21 protein-coding genes are annotated in these 19,756 nt (G+C 35.3%); 10 read left to right on the plus strand and 11 right to left on the minus strand.

The window, feature by feature from the left end:
- Positions 1-55: 55 nt before the first annotated feature.
- From dapB to ACLMCG_RS07460, 6 genes are all read right to left on the minus strand, one after another.
- A complete protein-coding gene (gene dapB, locus ACLMCG_RS07435; protein WP_047374207.1) occupies positions 56-757 on the minus strand; it encodes a 4-hydroxy-tetrahydrodipicolinate reductase in 702 nt (233 codons plus the stop codon).
- Positions 758-818: 61 nt separating this feature from the next.
- Positions 819-1,457: a DUF5683 domain-containing protein gene (locus ACLMCG_RS07440; protein WP_413959359.1), complete on the minus strand. Its 639-nt coding sequence runs from the start codon at positions 1,455-1,457 to the stop codon at positions 819-821.
- Positions 1,457-2,347, minus strand: a complete 891-nt coding sequence (locus ACLMCG_RS07445; protein ID WP_413959360.1) for a ParB/RepB/Spo0J family partition protein — start codon at positions 2,345-2,347, stop codon at positions 1,457-1,459. Before ACLMCG_RS07445 ends, ACLMCG_RS07440 begins: the two co-directional genes overlap by 1 nt.
- Before the next feature lie 69 nt (positions 2,348-2,416).
- Positions 2,417-3,190, minus strand: coding sequence for a ParA family protein (locus ACLMCG_RS07450; protein ID WP_047420649.1), 774 nt, complete (start codon positions 3,188-3,190; stop codon positions 2,417-2,419).
- 164 nt (positions 3,191-3,354) lie between these two features.
- On the minus strand, positions 3,355-4,197 hold the full coding sequence (locus ACLMCG_RS07455; RefSeq protein WP_413959361.1) for an energy transducer TonB: 843 nt from the start codon (positions 4,195-4,197) through the stop codon (positions 3,355-3,357).
- Between the two features lie 730 nt (positions 4,198-4,927).
- On the minus strand, positions 4,928-6,214 hold the full coding sequence (locus tag ACLMCG_RS07460; protein WP_223601739.1) for an adenylosuccinate synthase: 1,287 nt from the start codon (positions 6,212-6,214) through the stop codon (positions 4,928-4,930).
- Between the two features lie 161 nt (positions 6,215-6,375).
- On the opposite strand from ACLMCG_RS07460, the gene ACLMCG_RS07465 reads away from it, so the two are divergent.
- The 4 genes from ACLMCG_RS07465 to ACLMCG_RS07480 all read left to right on the plus strand — a co-directional run bounded on the left by ACLMCG_RS07465 (position 6,376) and on the right by ACLMCG_RS07480 (position 8,755).
- Positions 6,376-6,840: a hypothetical protein gene (locus tag ACLMCG_RS07465; RefSeq protein WP_413959362.1), complete on the plus strand. Its 465-nt coding sequence runs from the start codon at positions 6,376-6,378 to the stop codon at positions 6,838-6,840.
- Positions 6,824-7,150: a TIR domain-containing protein gene (locus tag ACLMCG_RS07470; protein WP_413959363.1), complete on the plus strand. Its 327-nt coding sequence runs from the start codon at positions 6,824-6,826 to the stop codon at positions 7,148-7,150. The genes ACLMCG_RS07465 and ACLMCG_RS07470 overlap by 17 nt, the downstream gene beginning before the upstream one ends.
- Before the next feature lie 96 nt (positions 7,151-7,246).
- Positions 7,247-8,173, plus strand: a complete 927-nt coding sequence (locus tag ACLMCG_RS07475) for an alpha/beta fold hydrolase (RefSeq protein WP_413959364.1) — start codon at positions 7,247-7,249, stop codon at positions 8,171-8,173.
- A gap of 42 nt (positions 8,174-8,215) precedes the next feature.
- A complete protein-coding gene (locus ACLMCG_RS07480) occupies positions 8,216-8,755 on the plus strand; it encodes an AAA family ATPase (protein ID WP_413959365.1) in 540 nt (179 codons plus the stop codon).
- A gap of 152 nt (positions 8,756-8,907) precedes the next feature.
- On the opposite strand, the gene ACLMCG_RS07485 is transcribed toward ACLMCG_RS07480, so the two are convergent.
- On the minus strand, positions 8,908-10,497 hold the full coding sequence (locus ACLMCG_RS07485) for an ABC-F family ATP-binding cassette domain-containing protein (protein ID WP_413959366.1): 1,590 nt from the start codon (positions 10,495-10,497) through the stop codon (positions 8,908-8,910).
- 397 nt (positions 10,498-10,894) lie between these two features.
- Between ACLMCG_RS07485 and hpt the strand changes: the two genes are divergently transcribed.
- The 6 genes from hpt (at position 10,895) to ACLMCG_RS07515 (ending at position 16,250) form a co-directional block, all read left to right on the plus strand.
- Entirely contained in the window at positions 10,895-11,449 is a 555-nt protein-coding gene (hpt, locus tag ACLMCG_RS07490; RefSeq protein ID WP_047380929.1) for a hypoxanthine phosphoribosyltransferase, read from the plus strand.
- Between the two features lie 132 nt (positions 11,450-11,581).
- Complete coding sequence (locus ACLMCG_RS07495) at positions 11,582-12,160, plus strand: adenylate kinase (RefSeq protein ID WP_047374143.1); 579 nt, start codon at positions 11,582-11,584, stop codon at positions 12,158-12,160.
- 63 nt (positions 12,161-12,223) lie between these two features.
- The gene (gene obgE / locus ACLMCG_RS07500) at positions 12,224-13,207 is read left to right on the plus strand and encodes a GTPase ObgE (protein ID WP_047374141.1); all 984 of its coding nucleotides are present in this window, start codon (positions 12,224-12,226) and stop codon (positions 13,205-13,207) included.
- Between the two features lie 337 nt (positions 13,208-13,544).
- Positions 13,545-14,033, plus strand: a complete 489-nt coding sequence (locus ACLMCG_RS07505) for a DUF6438 domain-containing protein (protein WP_309876975.1) — start codon at positions 13,545-13,547, stop codon at positions 14,031-14,033.
- A 95-nt stretch (positions 14,034-14,128) separates the two neighbouring features.
- Positions 14,129-14,767 carry a porin family protein gene (locus ACLMCG_RS07510; protein WP_413959367.1) on the plus strand — a complete coding sequence of 213 codons (639 nt, stop codon included), beginning with the start codon at positions 14,129-14,131 and terminating at the stop codon, positions 14,765-14,767.
- Between the two features lie 178 nt (positions 14,768-14,945).
- Positions 14,946-16,250, plus strand: coding sequence for a DEAD/DEAH box helicase (locus ACLMCG_RS07515; protein WP_413959368.1), 1,305 nt, complete (start codon positions 14,946-14,948; stop codon positions 16,248-16,250).
- Between the two features lie 47 nt (positions 16,251-16,297).
- On the opposite strand, the gene ACLMCG_RS07520 is transcribed toward ACLMCG_RS07515, so the two are convergent.
- The 4 genes from ACLMCG_RS07520 to ACLMCG_RS07535 are packed head-to-tail and all read right to left on the minus strand — an operon-like array spanning position 16,298 to position 19,691.
- The gene (locus ACLMCG_RS07520; RefSeq protein ID WP_413959369.1) at positions 16,298-17,443 is read right to left on the minus strand and encodes a hypothetical protein; all 1,146 of its coding nucleotides are present in this window, start codon (positions 17,441-17,443) and stop codon (positions 16,298-16,300) included.
- A gap of 3 nt (positions 17,444-17,446) precedes the next feature.
- A complete protein-coding gene (locus tag ACLMCG_RS07525; RefSeq protein ID WP_413959370.1) occupies positions 17,447-18,214 on the minus strand; it encodes a TatD family hydrolase in 768 nt (255 codons plus the stop codon).
- Positions 18,215-18,218: 4 nt separating this feature from the next.
- Positions 18,219-18,740 carry a DUF4269 domain-containing protein gene (locus ACLMCG_RS07530; RefSeq protein WP_413959371.1) on the minus strand — a complete coding sequence of 174 codons (522 nt, stop codon included), beginning with the start codon at positions 18,738-18,740 and terminating at the stop codon, positions 18,219-18,221.
- Complete coding sequence (locus ACLMCG_RS07535) at positions 18,741-19,691, minus strand: GSCFA domain-containing protein (RefSeq protein WP_413959372.1); 951 nt, start codon at positions 19,689-19,691, stop codon at positions 18,741-18,743.
- Positions 19,692-19,756: the final 65 nt, after the last annotated feature.

The following is a 19,756-nucleotide window of genomic DNA, read 5'->3' on the forward strand; positions in this document are numbered from 1 at the left end:
TCACTATTCATCATTTTCTGTTTATTGGTCTGCAATTTACAGAATTTGTTACAAATTAAAGTCCCAAAACGTCTTTCATTGCGAAGTTTCCTTTTTTATCTTTAATCCATTCGGCAGCTACCACAGCTCCCAGCGCAAAACCGTTTCTGTTGAAAGCAGTATGCTTGATCTCGATTTCGTCTACTTCACTTCTGTAATATACGCTATGAGTTCCCGGAACTTCATCTTCACGTACCGCAAAAATTCCTAATTGTTTACCTTCTGTCTCTTCCAGCTTCCAGGCATCGAATTTAGGATTGTTCTGAATGATTCCTTCTGCAATGGAAATAGCAGTTCCGCTTGGAGCATCTTTTTTATGGATGTGGTGAATCTCTTCCAGCTGGCAAGAGTATTCATCTACGTTTTTCATCAGATCTGCAAGCTTCTCGTTTAAAGCAAAAAATAAATTGACTCCTAAACTAAAGTTGGAACCGTATAGGAATGCTGTACCGTTTTCTACAGCCAGTTTTTCTATTTCTTCTTTCTGATCCAGCCAGCCTGTAGTTCCACAGATTACCGGAATTTTATTTTCAAGACAAGCTTTGATGTTTTCAAATGCCACTTCAGGCAATGAGAATTCAATCACAACATCCGGATTATTAAGATTCTCAGCAGTTGGGGTTTCCTTAAGACGGGCAACTACTTCATGACCTCTTTTCTGCGCGATCTCATCAATGATCTTACCCATTTTACCGTAACCAACTAATGCTATTTTCATATAATCTTTTTTATTTTTAAATATTGCTTCCCACTAAAGTCTTCTGCAAATATGTTGTCTTCTAAAATCTATAACTTAAACTGAATCCTGTTTTTGGAGCACTGTACCCATACTGATCCTGAATAACAGATGGTTTAAAAACCAAATCCGGGTCATGACGGCTTTCGTAAAGGTGCGCATCTACTACGGCATCTACAATATTCAGAATATAAATAAGTCCTGTAATTGCAATGGCATAATCTCTCTGTCTCTTCGCTCTGTCCTGCGCGTTCCCCAATGCTCTTTTATCTAAAAACGGATGGCTGTCCACAAATTCATTAGGAGTACCATTAAGTTTCGCCATGTAGTATTCACGATATTTTTTGTACTGGTTATCATTCCATACAGCAATACCAACTCCAGCTCCTACCGCTCCCCAGACAATGGGAATCTTCCAGTATTTTTTGTTATAAAACTGTCCCAATCCCGGTAAAACAGCAGAATACAATCCTGCTCTGGTGGGATTCAGTTTTATGGTTTTTATTGTAGGACCATTAGCTTTTTCAAGATCTTCAATGATCTTTGCTTCTGTTTTACCTGGTTTCACCACACGGGGTTCCTCTTTCGGAGGTGTCTGCATCCGAACGGTATCAATAGGGTTTACTTGTGAGTAAGCCAGTGCAGCGATACACAAGAAAAATGTGAAAAATATTTTCTTCATTATTTAATATGGGATAAAATATATTCCAGCTCTTCTTCATTTTTGAAGTCCAGGACAATTTTACCTTTTTTACCATTTCCAGAAGATTTGATTTCTACTTTTACATCTAAGATATCAGATATTGTCTTCTGGGCCTTTTTATAGTTATTGGAAAGCTCCACTTTTGCTTTTTTGGCAGCGGGAGATTTTGGATTCTTCAATGCAGCAGCTGCCTGCTCTGCCTGACGAACGTTTAGTTTTTCTTTGATGATAAGCTCAAACAAAACCTGCTGATCTTCTTCACTTTCAAGACTGATGATTGCCCGGCCGTGTCCTGCAGAAATTTCACCGCTTCTGATAGCATTCTGAATATCCGGATTTAGTCTTAACAGCCTGATAGAATTGGTAATGGTACTTCTATCTTTTCCTATTCTCTGACTCAGGTTTTCCTGCGTAAGACCTATTTCTTCTAAAAGCCTATGATAAGTAAGTGCAATTTCGATGGCATCAAGATCTTCTCTCTGGATGTTTTCAACAAGAGCCATCTCAAGAAGTTCCTGATCATTCACTAAACGGATATAGGCAGGAATAGTCGTTAATCCGGCAATTTTAGTTGCTCTGTAACGTCTTTCCCCGGAAATGATTTCAAACTTCTCACCGTCTTTTCTCAGGGTAATTGGTTGAATTACGCCTAAGTTTTTGATCGACTGTGCAAGTTCGTTTAATGCTTTTTCATCAAAATAAGTTCTCGGCTGCGTCGGGTTCGGATAGATATCTTCAAGCGAAACTTCTACAATATTTCCTACAAACTTATCTGCCCCTTCATCAGTAGCGGAATTGATAGTTGCTTTAGATTCTGCGCTTAAAATGGCGCCCAAGCCGCGTCCCATAGCTCTTTTTTTGTCCTTCATAGATATAATTGATAAATGATGTTTGATAAGTGGTGGCTAGCATCCACCTATTGGCCATTTATTATTAATTTAATTCTTTATTAAGTTTTCATTCTTCAAAAGAACTTCTTCAGCCAACTGAATGTACTGAACAGCTCCTTTACTTTCTGCATCATAATTCAGGATACTTTCCCCGAAACTTGGTGCTTCACTTAGCCTTACGTTTCTGCTGATAATGGTCTCAAAAACCATTTCCGGGAAGTGCAGGTTTACTTCTTCCACTACCTGATTGGATAGTCTCAATCGGCTGTCATACATCGTAAGAAGAAGACCTTCAATTCCAAGATCTTTATTGTGGATCTTCTGAACGTTTTTAACAGTATTCAAAAGTTTACCAAGCCCTTCTAATGCAAAATATTCACATTGGATCGGAATAATTACAGAGTCTGCAGCTGTAAGTGCATTGACTGTAATAAGCCCTAAACTTGGTGCACAGTCAATGATGATATAGTCATAATCATCTCTTACACTGGCTAATGCTTTTTTCAGCATATACTCACGGTCTTCCTTGTCTACCAATTCAATTTCTGCAGCTACCAGGTCAATATGTGACGGGATAATATCCAGATTCGGAGTGGCTGTTCTTTTGATACAGACTCTTGTCTCTGCGCTGTGCTCCAGTAGATTATATGTAGAATACTGAACATCTTCAACACCTAGACCGGATGTAGCATTCGCCTGAGGATCAGCATCAATGATTAATATTCTTTTTTCCAATACTCCTAATGCTGCCGCCAAGTTTACAGCAGTGGTAGTTTTACCAACGCCTCCTTTTTGATTAGCAATACCTATGATTTTTGCCATTATTAGAACTTTAAGTTTCAAAAATACACTTTTTTCTTTGCTCTCGGTGAGTGGGGAAAATCAAATTTGAGTTAAAATATTGTTAATAAGCAATTTAACGATAAAAAAAATTATCCACAAAAAAAAATCTTTGTGGATAACTATTTGAAATGTGTTTTTCCGTATTAATTATCAAACTTCATTGAGATAGGAAATTTGAAATAACTTCTTACGAATTCTCCTTTTTTGTTTTTGGCTGGAATCCATTTTCCTTTGCTTGAGATGTTTTTAATTGTTCTCATGGCTTCACTGTTAAAGTCGGCGTTGGTTCCATTAGCTTTTACCCCTGAGATGGTTCCGTCCATTTCTACAATAAAGGTAACTGTCGTTTTTACAACATCTTCTGATTCAAATCCTGAACCGTCAAAGTTGTTCATTACTTTATTTCTGAAGGAGTCTATTCCTCCTGTGAAATTAGCTTCTACACTTAATTCCGTTTCAATCTTTTTAGGATCCGCTTTTTCAACTACCGGATCAGCTTTTACCGCAGGTGGACCATCGCCTCCAATAACACGCGGAACAATCGGAATATAGGTTGTATTTGGTATTTCTTTACCTTCCGATGTTTGTGTACTTGCTACTGCATTTGTTTTATCCTCCACTTGTTTTTCATTGGTAACAATTGCTTTAGGCTCTGGCAATCTATCATCATATGTTTTTACTGCGGGAGCCGGCGGAGTGGGCTTTACAATTTGTACAGGAGGATCTTTAGGCTTTTCTACATCTTGAATCTCAATTACACGTGGAAGACTATATATAGTTCCTGTAGGTACTTCTGCTGGTTTAAATGCTGAAATCACAAACGGCGTAATAGATACTGCTGCCATTAAACTTGCTCCGATAAAAAGCGCTTTGGTTAATATTCTATCTGATTCATTTCTTAATGCATAGGCACCATATTCTTTATTGCGGTGCTCAAAGAGAACTTCGTTAAAACGAAATTCCTGATTTTGATTATGTTGTTTCATCACTACTACTTTTTAAACTGTTAAAAATTTTGATTATTAGTTTTGTTAGCTCTTATCGATAAGCAATGTTGTAATATCAAAACATCTGCCAATTTTTTAGCAAAACAACATAATATTAGAAAATTTTATGACAATGTTTAAATTTTAACATTTTTAAGTAGGAAAGTCACACAGGAAAACAGAACTATTTCCTATAAAAATAAATAAGGACAACAAACTACAAATAACGGAGTGACAGCTTAGCAGAGAAGATTATAAAAGCAGGAGAAGAAGAGTAAGAGGTATCAATAATCCCAGAGAATTGATTACTATCAGAATAATTGAACTGATCTTCGTTTTTTTATAACTTTTAGCCGCAAAATAAATCGCGCCTATACTAAAAACTAAACTGCAGACTATAAACAGGATCAGCAAAAAATCTGAACTGACTCCTATAGGCAGCCCTAAATAAACGATCAGCAAAACCGCATAAGCTATTGTAAAGTATAGACTGATTATAATATTATCCAGAAGACGCTGGGGTATTTTATTTTCTTCCATGTGATTGATTTTCCTGTTTATACTTTTGCCTTGAAACAAATGTATACAAAATTTCAAAACTGGAATAAAGCATCCTTGTCAAGGTTTAAAACCTTGACAAGGATTGATTGACAAGCTAAAAAGTAAATTTTTAAACAAAAAAAGAGACCATCCAATGACAGTCTCTTTGTTATTTTTATGTTTAAGAATATTAGAATAATTCTTTTCTGATGATGTTCTGACTTCTTTCAGGACCTACAGAAACCAAGTATACATTGATTCCTAAATATTTCTCAATAAACTCGATGTATTTCTGAGCATTGTCAGGAAGTTCATCATAGCTTCTTGCTTTTGTAATATCTTCTGCCCAACCTGGTAAATCCTGGTAGATTGGCTCGTAGTTGTACAATTTTTCTGTTGAAGAAGTGAAATAATCAATGATTTTTCCGTCTTCAGTTTTGTAATGTGTTACGACTTTTAGGTTTTCAATTCCTGTAAGAACATCTAATTTTGTAATTACCAGATTATTGATCCCATTGATCATACAAGCATGCTTTAAAGAAACAAGGTCTAACCAACCTGTTCTTCTTGGTCTACCTGTAGTCGCTCCAAATTCACCACCGATCTGTCTGATACTTTCTCCCAATTCATTGTCTAATTCAGAAGGGAAAGGACCATTTCCAACTCTTGTACAGTATGCTTTTGCCACACCGATTAAGTTCTGAAGTGATGTTGGCGGAACTCCTGCTCCTGAACAAACACCTCCTGTAGATGGAGAAGATGAAGTTACATATGGATATGTTCCGAAGTCGATATCAAGCATTAATGCCTGTGCTCCTTCAAACAATACGTTTTTACCGTCTCTGATCGCTTCGTTCAGTTCTAATTCAGTATCAACGATTCTGTCCTGAAGCTGTTTTCCGATCTCTAAATATTCGTTGTAGATTTCTTCAACGTCTAAAGTTGGCTTTCCGTAATATTTTTCAAAAAGAGAATTTTTAACTTTTAAGTTTTTCTCAATTTTATCTCTTAAAATTTCAGGATTTAAAAGGTCTACCATTCTGATCCCGACTCTTGCAATTTTATCTTCATAACAAGGTCCGATTCCTTTTTTGGTAGTTCCGATCTGAGTTCCTCCGTGTTCCTCTTCACGGTAAGTATCCAAAAGGATGTGGTAAGGCATGATGACATGCGCTCTTCTGCTGATAAAGATATGATCTGTTCTCAAGCCTTTGCTCTCGATCTGACCAACTTCTCTAATGAAAGACTTAGGGTTTACCACTACTCCGTTCGCAATGATACATTTCCCTTTGCATTGAAGAACTCCTGAAGGAAGAAGGTGCAAAACGAATTTTTCTTCACCTACATAAACCGTGTGACCAGCGTTGTCTCCACCCTGGAAACGTACTACATAGTCCGATTTTGCTGATAAAACATCCGTGATTTTTCCTTTGCCTTCATCTCCGTACTGAAGACCTACAACTACATAAGTTGACATATTTTACTTTTGTTTTTAGATTCGTGCAAAATTACTTTTAAAAAATTGGGTGAGCAAATTTGTGGTGGATTTTATTTTTTTGAGGGAGGAAAATTATATAGAGTAACATTTTTGATAACTATTTTTTTATATCTTAGTACAAACTATAACATGGAAATAAAATGGAAGAATATAAAAAAACTCTTGAAGATGAAATAGATTGGAAAATGATAGATCAATTACACAATGCAACTAATAATTTCTCATCCTCAAGCCTAGAATTTAAAAAAATTTACTTTGTATTACTTGGAATACTTACTCCTATAATCTTTAAGTTGGCAAATAACAAATTTGATATATCTTTACTCATTACCCCCCTCTGTCTTTCTATTTTTTTCTGGATCTTAGACATAATAACGTATTATTTTCAAGAAGACTTAAGAGCTAGAATGAAAGATCATTTTAAAGAATTAAAAAAAAGAAGCTCAACTATTCCTGAGAACAACGAAGAATATACGCTAGAAAACAATAGAACGCCAAAAAGCAGACTTTATCGTTCATTCTTTAATGCTTCTTCAATGTTTTATCCAATAATTATTGGGTTTGACACAATATTAATAATCTTTCATTATGCAGGAGCATTCTAAACGAAAAATATTCATTTCTTACACAACAATAGATAAAGAAATAAATATAGATTTACTATTAGAAATAGAAAAAAAAATACAAAAATTCGGTGATATATATATAGATTTATTACATAATGACAACAATCTAGAACCACAAAAAAACGTAATTAATAAATTAACTGAATCTCAACTTCTCATTGTAATAAATTCGGAAAATATTAAAAATTCCAAATGGGTAAAGATCGAAGTGGAAATAGCTAAAGAAAAAAATATAAAAACAATCTACATTAATGTAGAAGATATTCTTAATGATAATTTCAAAATTTAAATTACTCATATTTTAAATTTACATTTCCCAAAGAAGTATAACAAAGATAATTTTCTTACTTATCCCTATCTTTGATAAACTTCTAAATAAGCTATTATGCAAGTATCCAAAAAATCAGCATATTTACCATCAATTACAAACAGTAACACCCAACTTTTCTACACTCTGTTCTCTCCGGAAATACCAAAAGCCACCCTTCTCATTGTTCACGGTATGCAGGAACACAGCGGAAGATATGCAGAGATTGCAGAATATTTTGCTTCTCATGGAATTGCTGTATTGACTTATGATCATTTGGGACATGGAAAATCTGTAAAAGACAAAAAAGAGATTGGTTTCTTTCAGCTTGAAAAACCGGATGAAAGGCTTGTTGCAGATGCAGAAATGATGGCTGATTATCTTGCAGAGCAATATCCGGATGTTCCACATTTTATTTTGGGGCATTCTATGGGATCTTTTATTACACGATGTCTTCTTCAAAAGACAAGCAGTAAGTTTGCAGGAGCTGTCATTACAGGAACCGGTGGACCTTTACCGGGAATTGACTTGTTAAGAGGTTACTTGTCATTAGCTACCGCTATTGCACCTCGTTATCGTACTTTTTTGAATTCTGTTTTTACGAGCGTTAATAACAAACATTTTAAAAAAGATAAAGATTTCAGTGATACCAGCTGGCTCAGTGTAAATCCTAACAACAGAAAAGCTTTTGAGCAGGATGAACTTTGTGGAATTCCATTTACGCATAATGCCTTTTATACTTTATTTACCATTTATAAAAAAGCTACAGCGAGAAACTGGGCTGCAACTATTTCTAAGTCATTTCCTTTCCTGTTTGTAAGCGGACAGAATGATCCGATCGGGGATTTTGGAAAAGGAGTTATGCATACCGTTGACCATTTAAAAGCTGACGGTTTCCAGCATGTAGATGTGAAGATTTATCCGGAGATGCGCCACGAAATTCTTAACGAAAAAATACGGGAAGAGGTACTGAATGAAATCTACCATTGGATTGTAAAAAATTAAAATACCTTCGCTGATTTTGCGGATTCATAAACGAATAAAGTCATGAGAATACATATTTTCGGAGCTTCAGGTTCCGGGGTTACCACTTTAGGAAAAGCATTGTCTGAAGAACTCAATCTTGAATACTTTGACAGTGATGATTTTTTCTGGCTTCCAACACCAATCCCCTTTACAGAAAGACAAAACCCCGAAATGAGAAATTCAATTGTTTCAGACAAACTTCATACTTCTGAGAACTGGATTTTTGGAGGTTCAATCATTCATTGGGGTGAAAATGTATTTCCTGCATTTGACCTCATTATTTTCCTCTATCTTCCTCCTGAAGTACGACTGGAAAGGCTGCGAAAAAGAGAGTATGAAAGATATGGCGAAGAAATTACCACCAATCCGGAAAGAGCAAAAAAATTTCAGGAGTTTATGGATTGGGCTAAAGATTATGATCACCATACGGGTATTGCCAATAGAACGTTGAAAGCCCATTTGGAATGGCTGTCTGGGATGAATACTCCTTTGATTGAACTTTCAGGAGATTATGACCTGCCTAAAAAGATGGAGATTATTCTGAATACAATAAATAAATAGTTTTTAAAGTTTATAGAAAATAAAAACCTGAAAATCAATTTCCAGGTTTTATTATGATAAGTTTTGGCTAAAGCCAATGGAATTTTATTGGTTTTAAAAGACGGGCTAAAGCCCGCCTCTATTGAATATTTTCCACGTTATACAAAAAACACTTAGCCAAGCATCAATTCCCGATCAATTCCAATCTCTTTCAGAAAAACTTCGTCGTGGGAAATCACCAGCAATGTTCCATGATAATCTTTAATGGAATTGGTGAGAATTTCCACATTCTGAAGATCGAGGTTATTCGTGGGTTCATCAAGAATGATCATATCCGGAGCTTTATTGCTGATGGAAAGCCCGCAAAGAAGTAATCGTAAACGTTCACCACCACTCAACATACCACATTTCTTGTCCCAGGTATCTTTACCGAATAAAAATCTGGACAGTAATGTTTTAACCTCAGATTCCTGTAACGCATTATCATTAAAAGTCTGGACAAAATCATAAAGAGTAGAGTCATGATCAATCAGTGAATATTCCTGATCAATATAAATGCTGTTAAAGTCTGCCCTGTCTATTTTTCCTTCAGAAGATTCAGTATCTCCCAGCAGAAGTTGTATCAGACTCGTTTTTCCAGAGCCATTCGAGCCTTTGATTGAAATTCTTTCTCCACTTCGGATCTCAAGATTGAGATTTTCTTTCCATAGATTTCCTTTTCCATAATTGAAGTTAATATCTTCAGCAGTAATTAAAATCTTCCCTGAATGCAGATTGGAATCATTAAAGTTCACTTTCATCTGCTCAGAGTTCTTTAGGGAGGAGCGAAGATCTCTCAAACCATCTGAAATCCCACTGATTTTCTCTGCATGCACACTTTTCAGCTTTGAACTGTTTTTTTCAGCATTATTCCGAAGAGTGTTCATCATAATTCGTGCAACGCCCGATTTTTCCTGTTTTTGTTTTCCCTTCGCATCAAGTTTTTGCTTGCGTTCCAACGTTTCCCTTTCTTTTTCTTTGGCTTTTTTCAGCGCCCGTTCTTTTGCATGGATATCATTGTGTAAGGCTTCCTCCTCCACTTCCTTTTGCTCCGCATAAAAAGCATAGTTTCCTCCATACCTGGCAATTCCCTGATTACTTAATTCAAAGATGGTATCAACCAGATTCAGTAAAGTCCGGTCGTGGCTTACGATAACTACTGTAGCATCTGTTTTATCAATAAGTTCATACAGTAATTTTCTTCCCTCTAGATCCAGATGATTGGTAGGTTCATCCAATATAATGATCTCCGGCTGACTGATCTGAATTCCCGCAAGAAAGACCTTGGTTTTCTGGCCGCCACTTAACTCTTCCAGTGTTTGATTTAGATCAAAATCGTCAAGTCCCCAATGTTCCAATGCCTGCTGGCAACGCTCTTCAATGTCCCAGTCGTCATTAAGAATTTCAAAATAAATTTCATCCACCTCTCCATTGGTGATTTTTTGGAGTGCATTCAGTTTCTGATTTATTTTCAGACATTCAGCAATGGTAAGATGATTAAAATTTCCAAACATCTGAGGAACATAAAAAACAGAATCCGAAATAGTAATATTCCCGTTTAAAGGCTGTATTTCCCCCGCAATAATTTTCAGCAGGGTTGATTTTCCCATGCCGTTGCTTCCCACCAAAGCAGATTTGGTATGAGATGGTATTGTTAAATTGGTATAATTAAATAGAAGATCTCCTCCCGGAAACCCAAAGGATATATATTGTAGTAAAATCATGATTTCTTTCTTAAAAAATAGTTGAACACCAGTAACATCTTAGTTACTGTTTTAATTGAATCTGAAAGAAATGATATCCTACATGTCCGTATTTTGGGTTGAAAGAACAAAGGTAGTCATTTTTTACAATATTCATTTTCCCATAAATTATTAAGATATTTATCATCTCTTTTTTCTTCCACTCTTAAACACCATGTATTTATTCTCTTCCGAAGAATTCATTTTTCTAAGGCTATACCTTTCTATGTCACTCAATAACTTATACTTATTCCGATTTAAACAACTTTCATCATAATCCCCCACTTTATTATCCCGAAACCGTCAAACTTTCAAACTAATAAAAACAGGAAAGTATTTTAATCAAAAATCCGTAACTTTGCCTCCTACTAAAAATTTTATGGAAAGCATTAAAGTTCACGACAAAACTTTCGTTCCTTATTTAAAGGATGCCGAAATTCAGGAAATTGTAAAAGAGACAGCGTTAAGAATTTATGAAGATTACAAAGATGAAGTACCTGTATTCATTGGCGTTTTAAATGGGGTGGTGATGTTCTTCTCAGATCTTTTAAAATATTACCCGGGGGAATGTGAAATTGCCTTCATTCAAATGAGTTCTTACGTAGGAACTGAATCTACAGGGATTGTTTATCAGAAAATGGAACTTACCAAAGATGTAAGAGACCGTCACATCATTCTTGTAGAAGATATCGTAGATACAGGAAACACTGTTGAGAGTCTTTTCAAATATTTCAAGGAAACACAACGTCCTAAATCTGTAAAACTGGCGAGTTTCTTACTGAAACCTGAGATTTACAAGAAGGATTTCAAACTGGATTATATCGGAATGGAAATTCCAAACAAATTTGTACTTGGATACGGACTTGATTATGATGAATTGGGAAGAAACCTACCTAATTTATATCAATTGGAAGACGGACAAATCAACCATTAATTATTGTCATTAGCTACCGGCTATTGGCTGTTAGCTTTAAAACTTAATCGAAATAAAAGTAAAATATTAACTTAAAAAAGCTAAAAGCCAACAGTGTATTGTATTACTAACGGCTGGAAGCGTATCAACATTATGATAAACATTGTTCTGTTCGGCCCTCCAGGAAGTGGAAAAGGAACACAAGCTCAGAATCTAATCGAGAAATTCAATTTAAAACAGGTTTCAACAGGTGATCTTTTCAGATACAATATGAAAAATGACACTGAACTTGGGAAACTGGCTAAGTCATACATCGATAAGGGAGAATTGGTTCCGGATCAGGTAACAACAGATATGCTGATCGATGAGATCAAAAAACCTACTGATACCAACGGTTTTATTTTTGACGGATATCCAAGAACAACTGCACAGACAGAAGCTCTGGAAACCATCGTTAAGGAAGTACTGAACGACGATATTGATATCTGTCTTTCATTGGTAGTAGAGGACAAAATTTTGGTTGAAAGACTTCTGAAAAGAGGAGAAACCAGCGGAAGATCAGACGACAGCAATGTAGAGATCATCGAAAACAGAATTAAAGAATATTATACTAAAACAGCAGAAGTTGCCGAGCTTTATAAGCAGCAGGGTAAATATGTAGAGGTAAACGGTGTTGGAGAAATTGACGAGATTTCCCAAAAACTTTTCGCTGAAGTAGAGAAAATTAAATAATCGGGATACGGGTACGGGATAAGAAATTTCCTCCCGTAGCTCACAACTCGCAACACAAACTATATGTCTAACTTTGTAGATTACGTAAAGATCCATTGTAAAAGCGGACACGGAGGTGCTGGTTCTGCCCACCTTCGCCGTGAAAAGTATATTCCTAAAGGTGGTCCTGACGGTGGCGACGGAGGTCGTGGCGGACACGTCATCATGAGAGGAAATGCTAATGAATGGACTTTGCTTCCACTTCGATACACCCGTCACATAAAAGCAGAACGCGGTGAAAACGGAGCGAAAAACCAGCTTACAGGAGCTGACGGTTCTGATATTTATATTGATGTTCCCATTGGAACGATCGCTAAAAATGAAGAAGGTGAAATTATCGGAGAAATCCTTGATGACAAGCAGGAAATCATTTTGATGCAGGGAGGAAAAGGTGGAAAAGGAAACGAACATTTCAAATCTTCTACCAATCAGACCCCAAGATATGCTCAACCCGGAATGGATGGCGAAGAAGGCTATGTGGTCTTCGAGCTTAAAATTTTGGCTGATGTAGGACTTGTTGGGTTTCCAAATGCCGGAAAATCTACACTTTTAGCATCTGTTTCTGCGGCAAAACCAAAAATTGCCAATTACGCCTTTACAACCCTGACTCCTAACCTTGGAATTGTGGACTACAGAAATTACAAATCTTTTGTAATGGCTGATATTCCCGGAATTATTGAAGGAGCAGCGGAAGGAAAAGGATTAGGACACAGATTCCTGAGACATATTGAAAGAAACTCTATCCTATTGTTTTTAATTCCTTCGGATTCTGAAGATCACTTCCAGGAATTTAAAATTCTTGAAAATGAGCTGAAGGAGTACAATCCCGAACTTTTGGATAAGGATTTTATTATTTCCGTTTCAAAATCTGACCTTTTGGATGATGAACTGAAAAAAGAAATTGCAGCAGAGTTTCCTGAAAACAAGCAGCCTTTATTCTTTTCAGGAGTTACCGGAGAAGGTCTTATGGAGCTTAAAGATGCCATCTGGAAACAACTGCACGGATAGAAATACATTGATTTATTAGTTTTATTTTAAATAGAACTGCATCATAAAAACAGCCTCATAAAAATCTGAGGCTGTTTTTTATGTTTACAATTCACTTATTTTTCTATATAATATTTAAACCATTAAGAAGAATTTAAGAGATAAAGTATAGTTAAGATAAATCATTCTGATTCTTAAGCTTAAAGCGAAGCTTATCTTAATGTCCTTAACATCTTCATCCTATCTTAATGGTTTAAATAAAAGATTAAGTAGATTTATTATTTTATATTTAACATACAAACACAGCAAAATGAAGTTTTTGGAACAATTATTGGGAGACCATCTGAAATTTTAAACTATGAAATATTTATTGACCCTTTGTGCATTTGTATTTTTATTTTCCTGTACGTCTCAGAAAGTAAACTCCAAATATTCTACTATTGAATATGAGGCTACCCCGTGTTTCGGATTCTGTCCAGTTTTTAAAATGACGATCAGTCCGGACAGAACAGCCGTTTTTGAAGCAGAACATTTTAATTTTAATGATAAGCCTTCAAAGGATGAATTTTCAAAGCCTCGTGAAGGAACTTTTAAAGGAACAATCAAGGAAGAGGATTACAATAAATTAATCAGCTTACTGGATGGGCTCAATGTAAAAAGCTTAAACGATAAGTATGGTGAGAAAAATATCACCGATCTTCCAACCTCTTATTTAAGAATCAAATTCGCTGACGGCACTTCTAAAAATGTGGAAGATTACGGAAAACATGGAAGTGAAAAACTTTCAGAAGTCTATCAATTTTTTGAAAACTTAAGAAAGAATCAACAATGGAATAAAGTGAAATAGTTTCACTAAAAAATATTTAATTTATCTTTGTAACAGTAATTCCTTCATTTGGAGGAATTTTTTTTTTGTAAAACTATTAACCATTTAAAATAAACATGAAGAAGAACATTTTTTTCATTGCAGCATTTGCTTTCTCAGCAATATTTAATGCACAAGAAACCACAAAAGATCCGGCCTCTGTGAGCTTTGGGGTAAAGGGAGGATATTCCTTATCCAATATGAAGTTTTTCGGAACCGGGCTGGATTCAAAATCCTATTTTTACTTAGGTATCGCAGCAGAGCAGCCTTTATCTTCTAAATTTGGCTTACAGGCTGAATTACTGTATACTCAATTGGGTGGTAAAGATGCTTATCCCTGGTATCAGTTGGTAGGCAATGAGGTGGTAAGCATGGGTAACATGAACTTTAATTACAAATTCAACCAGATACAGGTTCCCATTTCAGTAAAATATTATATTGTTCCAGAGCTTTCTGCTTCTGTAGGGATGAACTTAGGATTTAACATATCATCCAAAGTAAAAATGAATACTGTTTTTGATGAGGCTGAAACCCACAATTACGAATCTTTAAAAACCCTGAATTTATTTCCATTTGTAGGGGCAGAATATAAGATTAATCAAAAGTTTTTTGTTGATGCCAGATATAATTTCAATTTTATAGAAATGAATAAAAGCAATGCAGTTCCTGTTAAAATAGGATTTCTGCAGGCTGGTGTAGGATATAGATTTAAATAAACTTCAGATATTTAACAGAAAAAAATGGCGGCTCACATTCGGGTGGCCATTTCTGTTTTTCAATAGGCAATAAGTCTAAAAAAGTGGAATAAGATACTTAAAAATATTTAGACTACCTTTGCAGAATGTAATTCTTTCAGACTGAAGGAATTTTTATTTAAATTTTAAAATAATTCATTTGAATTTTACAGACTTAAACTTAATAGAACCTATTGCAAAAGCAATTCAGGAGCAGGGATACACGACTCCTACTCCTATCCAGGAAAGATCTATTCCTGATATATTAGACGGCAGAGACTTTTTAGGCTGCGCGCAGACAGGAACTGGTAAAACAGCTGCTTTTTCTATTCCTATTCTACAGAATTTATCTAAAAATAAAATTCCCAATAAACATATAAAAGCGTTAATCCTTACTCCAACCAGAGAACTGGCCATTCAGATTGAGGAAAATATTAATGCTTACGGTAAATATCTTCCATTAAAACAACTTGTTATTTTTGGAGGGGTAAAACAAGGAAATCAGGAGGCTGCTTTGAGGAAAGGAGTTGATATTCTGGTAGCTACCCCAGGAAGACTTCTTGACTTTATTGCTCAGGGCATTATCAGTTTGAAAAATCTTGAGATCTTTGTTCTTGATGAAGCAGACAGAATGCTGGATATGGGATTTGTACATGATGTAAAAAGAATCATCAAACTTCTACCTCAGAGAAGACAGACTTTATTCTTTTCTGCAACAATGCCGACTGAAATTCAGAAACTGGCTAACTCTATCCTGAATAATCCGGTAAAAGTAGAGGTAACTCCGGTTTCTTCTACAGCAGACACCATTAAACAATCTGTATATTTTGTAGAAAAAGATAACAAGCTGGATTTGCTTTCTCACATTCTGCAAAATGACATTTCAGATTCTGTATTGGTATTTGCAAGAACGAAACACGGAGCAGATAAGATTGCCAGAAAACTTCAGAAAGATAATATTTCTGCAGAAGCCATTCATGGTAACAAGTCTCAGAATGCAAGACAGAATGCATTAAATAACTTTAAATCCGGAAAAACTAGAGTTCTTGTAGCAACTGATATTGCAGCAAGAGGAATTGATATTGATGAATTGAAATTCGTAATCAATTTTGAGCTTTCCGATGTTTCTGAAACATACGTACACCGAATTGGAAGAACAGGAAGAGCCGGAGCTGAAGGAACATCTATTTCTTTTGTAGACGGGCTTGATCTTTTGAATTTAAAGAATACTGAAAAGTTGATTGGGAAGAAAATTCCTGTAATCAAAGACCATCCGTTCCATACTGATAATTTGGTTGCACAAAAAAGGGATTCTAACAACAAACCAGTTCATGCAGGTGGTGACAAACCAAGAACAGGCAACAGTAATAATTCAAGGCCAAATAACAACCGTAAAAAGCCTTCTACAGGAGCTTCGGTAGGATTTAAAAAGCCTAAGAATAAGAATTTCACCAGAAAAAAATAAAATAAAAGTCCTTTTTTGAAAAGGACTTTTTTATTGATAGTTTATCATTATTCTGTTTTTTGTTTTGTATAGCAATACCCGATAGTACAAAAAGGTAAACAAGCGGCCAGATAGGTTGTAGAAAAGAAATTATTCTGATAAGAAAATCCTAAGGTCATATACTGCTCACTTACAAAACTCAACATCACGAAAAAAAGAAGATACGCTGAACAGTAAAATACTGTTTCTATTTTTTTCACATAAAAGGAAAGTATGATCGACAGTATAATAAAGAACAGCATAACAAATTTATTGCTTTGTCCCTGAAGATTAAGAGGATTGTATTGCAGCACATGCTCAATACTTTTACCAGGCAGCAGAACGGATGCCATTAGTAATGCTGCTGTCAATAAAAAGCTTATTCCAAATTGTATTTTATTTTTCCAGCTGGTTTTAAAAAAAGGATTTAATAAAAAAATAATCAAAGGAATAGTCACTGCACTTCTTGTAAGACATAAAATTCCTATACATATTCCCAACAGAACAGGTCTTTTAAAATAATTGTCTTTAAACTTTCTGCTCCAAAAAAGAATGAAGGCTGCAACGGCAATAAAGGAAGAGATAAAATCGCTTTTACAAACCACTTCATAAATATAGGCCAGGGAAATCCCAAGCATTACTATCGCGAGAAATCTATGAAAATTGCCCTTAAATTCTAGAAAAATGACATAGGAAAACAATAAAAAAGCTGAAACCTGAAGATATCCGACATTCCCTAAAAAATAAAAAACACTTGATAAAAGCAATTGTCCGGGAAGATAAGATGATAAATTTCCCATGAAATTTGGAGTATCATAGATGTATTCTCCTTTTGTCCAATGCTTCACAGAAAATTCTAAAGTTGCCCATCTATCGATATTCATTTTATAAGGATCCGTCATCACATGGCACATGGCAATGTAAACAACAGTTATAGCAGCGATAAGGAGATATACTGATTTCTCAGTCCATATCTTTTTCAGCCAAGACCATTTTCCTAAAGAAAATAATAATAAATTGCCTCCTGAAAAAAGAATAATTAAAATATTAAGAGGAACAAAAGACTGCCTGATTCCATATTTTGTCAGAAATAAAAGATTGATTATGAAATAAACAGCAAACAGCAATATACCATTCAACCGATTGTTCCTTGTAAAATTTAACAGGGCATTCATTAATTATGCTATTTTAAAAATATTTTTAGCATTTTCTGTAGTAATGCGGTCTATCTCAGAGAAATCTTTCCCATAAATATCTACCAGTTTTCCAGCAACCAGATCAAGATAAGAGCTTTCATTTCTTTTTCCTCTGTGGGGAACTGGCGCCAGATAAGGAGAATCTGTTTCCAGAACAATTTTATTCAATGGAATTTCACCCAGAAATTGATCTATTTTCCCATTTTTGAACGTTACTACTCCACCGATTCCTAAAATGAAATTAAGATCAACAGCGTGGTGTGCCTGTTCAAGATTTCCTGAAAAGCAGTGGAAGATTCCTCGCAGCTTCGGGTGTTTTTTTCTTTCCAGCACTTCAAAGGTTTCGTCGAAGCTTTCTCTTGTATGAATTACAATCGGAAGATCTTTTTCTATGGCCCAGTCAATCTGCTGTTCAAAAGCTTTCACCTGAATATCCAGCGTTGTTTTATCCCAATACAGATCAATCCCAATCTCTCCAATTGCAGGAAAATGTCTCTGATCCAGATAGTTTTTTACGATTTCAAGTTCTTTTTCCCAGGATTCAGGTTTTACATAACAAGGGTGTAATCCCATCATTGAAAAAATCTGTTCCGGATATTCTGTTTCCAGCTGCAGCATCTTCTCATGGGATTCGGAATCAATTGCAGGAAGATAAAATTCTGTAATTCCTTTGCTTAAAGCTCTCTGAATAGCTTCTTTTCTGTCTTCATCAAATTCTTCTGCGTATAGGTGTGTATGTGTATCAATCATTTTTTTAGTATTTTAACAGATCTTCATAAGGGTTTTTAAGCCCCAGCAACATTCCAAAAGCCGGCTCGGTTTTTATTCCCTGTTTTTTTAGTTCTATTATTTTTTGTTTAAATTTTTCTCCTTTTTCCTGTAATATTTTGTATTCGGAAACCATATGAAGATAGGCATTCTGCTCTGTCGTAGGCTTATTCTGTCCAAAAACTTCGATGGGAAACCCTTCCAGCATAAAATTTAGTGTAATACATTTTTCACCATTTATATTGGGATATTCAACTTCTACGTCTTGAGGCATAAGCTGACTAAATAGTAAATCATCCAGAAAGTCTTGTTCAAATTTTAAATCCACCTCAAAAATAAGATCCAAATCGCTTCCTTTGACATCAATCTCCAGAGGAACAGTTCCTGCTAAAATTGGTGAATAATCTTTCAGTTTCTCAAAGACACGATACTTTGTAAGAATTTCATAAGCTCTTTTTTGTCTGTCATTTCCATCTTTCAGATAGTCAATTCTTGTAAAATCAAGCATTTAAAATATTTTATGTTTTACCTTTTTACGTTGAATTTCAATTCTTTGATCTAATTTCTCCCTGAATTCTATAAACTTAGGGTCTTTCTTATCACTCGTCTTATGCTCCAGTGCCTTGATAATCTTAAAATTTTCTTTGATAAAATTCTGTGTCTCTCCTGAAAAATAGGCATTTCCAAATTTCTCAAAAATATAATTAACCGCCTGTGTGCTTGGGTGAATCATATCTTCTTTATAAAAACGATAGTCCCGAAGATCATCCATCAAAATCTCATAGACCGGCAGATAATGACAGTCTTCAAAGAGAGAAATGGACTCGTGGATAGCGGTAATTAATTTGGATTTACTTAACTGATTTTCAACCATTCCATCTTTGGTATGTCTTACAGGTGAAACGGTAAACAGGATCTGCACTCCTTCTTTACAAATATCTTTAAGATCGAGAATTGTCTGGTAGATAGAACTCGTAAGCTCCTGATGGGAAAGCAGTCTTTTCTCAAAAAACTTTTGAGGAATTTTGTGACAGTTGGCCACCAGCTTTTTCTTGGGAAGAAACTCGTAAATAAATGAGGATCCGTAGGTAATTATAATCCAGTCAGCTTCCTGAAGAAAGGCATTTCCGGCTTCAATAGCCCCGTTTATTTTATCTAAGGTCTGATGAATATACCGGGTATCAAAACTGGTGTGATGATCCAGAGAAATATATTCTTCATTATAGGTAATCAGCTCCTCTTCTTCGTAAAACGCAGAATCATGTAATCTATTGAGCGCGTTATTGATTGAAAAAGGATTAAATATCGTCCCAAAGGGGTTATTAAGGGTTTGAAGTTGTCCATCCTTAAGTAAATCAGTCATTTCAGAGGCAAAACATGAACCTATTGAAAATATCTTATCTTCAATCTCAATCTTGTTATCTGATGCAGGAATATCAACTTCTGTTCTGAATTTCATCGTATAGGTATTAGGTGGCAGGAAATAGGTAGCAGGTAAATTGCTGTTACCTGCTACCTACCATC

The organism is Chryseobacterium sp. S90 (assembly GCF_047444895.1).
Classification (GTDB): Bacteria; Bacteroidota; Bacteroidia; order Flavobacteriales; family Weeksellaceae; genus Chryseobacterium.

Coding starts and splice junctions, on each gene's coding strand:
- dapB (WP_047374207.1), bottom strand. CDS start 757: ATGAAAATAGCATTAGTTGGTTACGGTAAAATGGGTAAGATCATTGAT.
- ACLMCG_RS07440 (WP_413959359.1), bottom strand. CDS start 1,457: ATGAAGAAAATATTTTTCACATTTTTCTTGTGTATCGCTGCACTGGCT.
- ACLMCG_RS07445 (WP_413959360.1), bottom strand. CDS start 2,347: ATGAAGGACAAAAAAAGAGCTATGGGACGCGGCTTGGGCGCCATTTTA.
- ACLMCG_RS07450 (WP_047420649.1), bottom strand. CDS start 3,190: ATGGCAAAAATCATAGGTATTGCTAATCAAAAAGGAGGCGTTGGTAAA.
- ACLMCG_RS07455 (WP_413959361.1), bottom strand. CDS start 4,197: ATGAAACAACATAATCAAAATCAGGAATTTCGTTTTAACGAAGTTCTC.
- ACLMCG_RS07460 (WP_223601739.1), bottom strand. CDS start 6,214: ATGTCAACTTATGTAGTTGTAGGTCTTCAGTACGGAGATGAAGGCAAA.
- ACLMCG_RS07465 (WP_413959362.1), top strand. CDS start 6,376: ATGGAAGAATATAAAAAAACTCTTGAAGATGAAATAGATTGGAAAATG.
- ACLMCG_RS07470 (WP_413959363.1), top strand. CDS start 6,824: ATGCAGGAGCATTCTAAACGAAAAATATTCATTTCTTACACAACAATA.
- ACLMCG_RS07475 (WP_413959364.1), top strand. CDS start 7,247: ATGCAAGTATCCAAAAAATCAGCATATTTACCATCAATTACAAACAGT.
- ACLMCG_RS07480 (WP_413959365.1), top strand. CDS start 8,216: ATGAGAATACATATTTTCGGAGCTTCAGGTTCCGGGGTTACCACTTTA.
- ACLMCG_RS07485 (WP_413959366.1), bottom strand. CDS start 10,497: ATGATTTTACTACAATATATATCCTTTGGGTTTCCGGGAGGAGATCTT.
- hpt (WP_047380929.1), top strand. CDS start 10,895: ATGGAAAGCATTAAAGTTCACGACAAAACTTTCGTTCCTTATTTAAAG.
- ACLMCG_RS07495 (WP_047374143.1), top strand. CDS start 11,582: ATGATAAACATTGTTCTGTTCGGCCCTCCAGGAAGTGGAAAAGGAACA.
- obgE (WP_047374141.1), top strand. CDS start 12,224: ATGTCTAACTTTGTAGATTACGTAAAGATCCATTGTAAAAGCGGACAC.
- ACLMCG_RS07505 (WP_309876975.1), top strand. CDS start 13,545: ATGAAATATTTATTGACCCTTTGTGCATTTGTATTTTTATTTTCCTGT.
- ACLMCG_RS07510 (WP_413959367.1), top strand. CDS start 14,129: ATGAAGAAGAACATTTTTTTCATTGCAGCATTTGCTTTCTCAGCAATA.
- ACLMCG_RS07520 (WP_413959369.1), bottom strand. CDS start 17,443: ATGAATGCCCTGTTAAATTTTACAAGGAACAATCGGTTGAATGGTATA.
- ACLMCG_RS07525 (WP_413959370.1), bottom strand. CDS start 18,214: ATGATTGATACACATACACACCTATACGCAGAAGAATTTGATGAAGAC.
- ACLMCG_RS07530 (WP_413959371.1), bottom strand. CDS start 18,740: ATGCTTGATTTTACAAGAATTGACTATCTGAAAGATGGAAATGACAGA.
- ACLMCG_RS07535 (WP_413959372.1), bottom strand. CDS start 19,691: ATGAAATTCAGAACAGAAGTTGATATTCCTGCATCAGATAACAAGATT.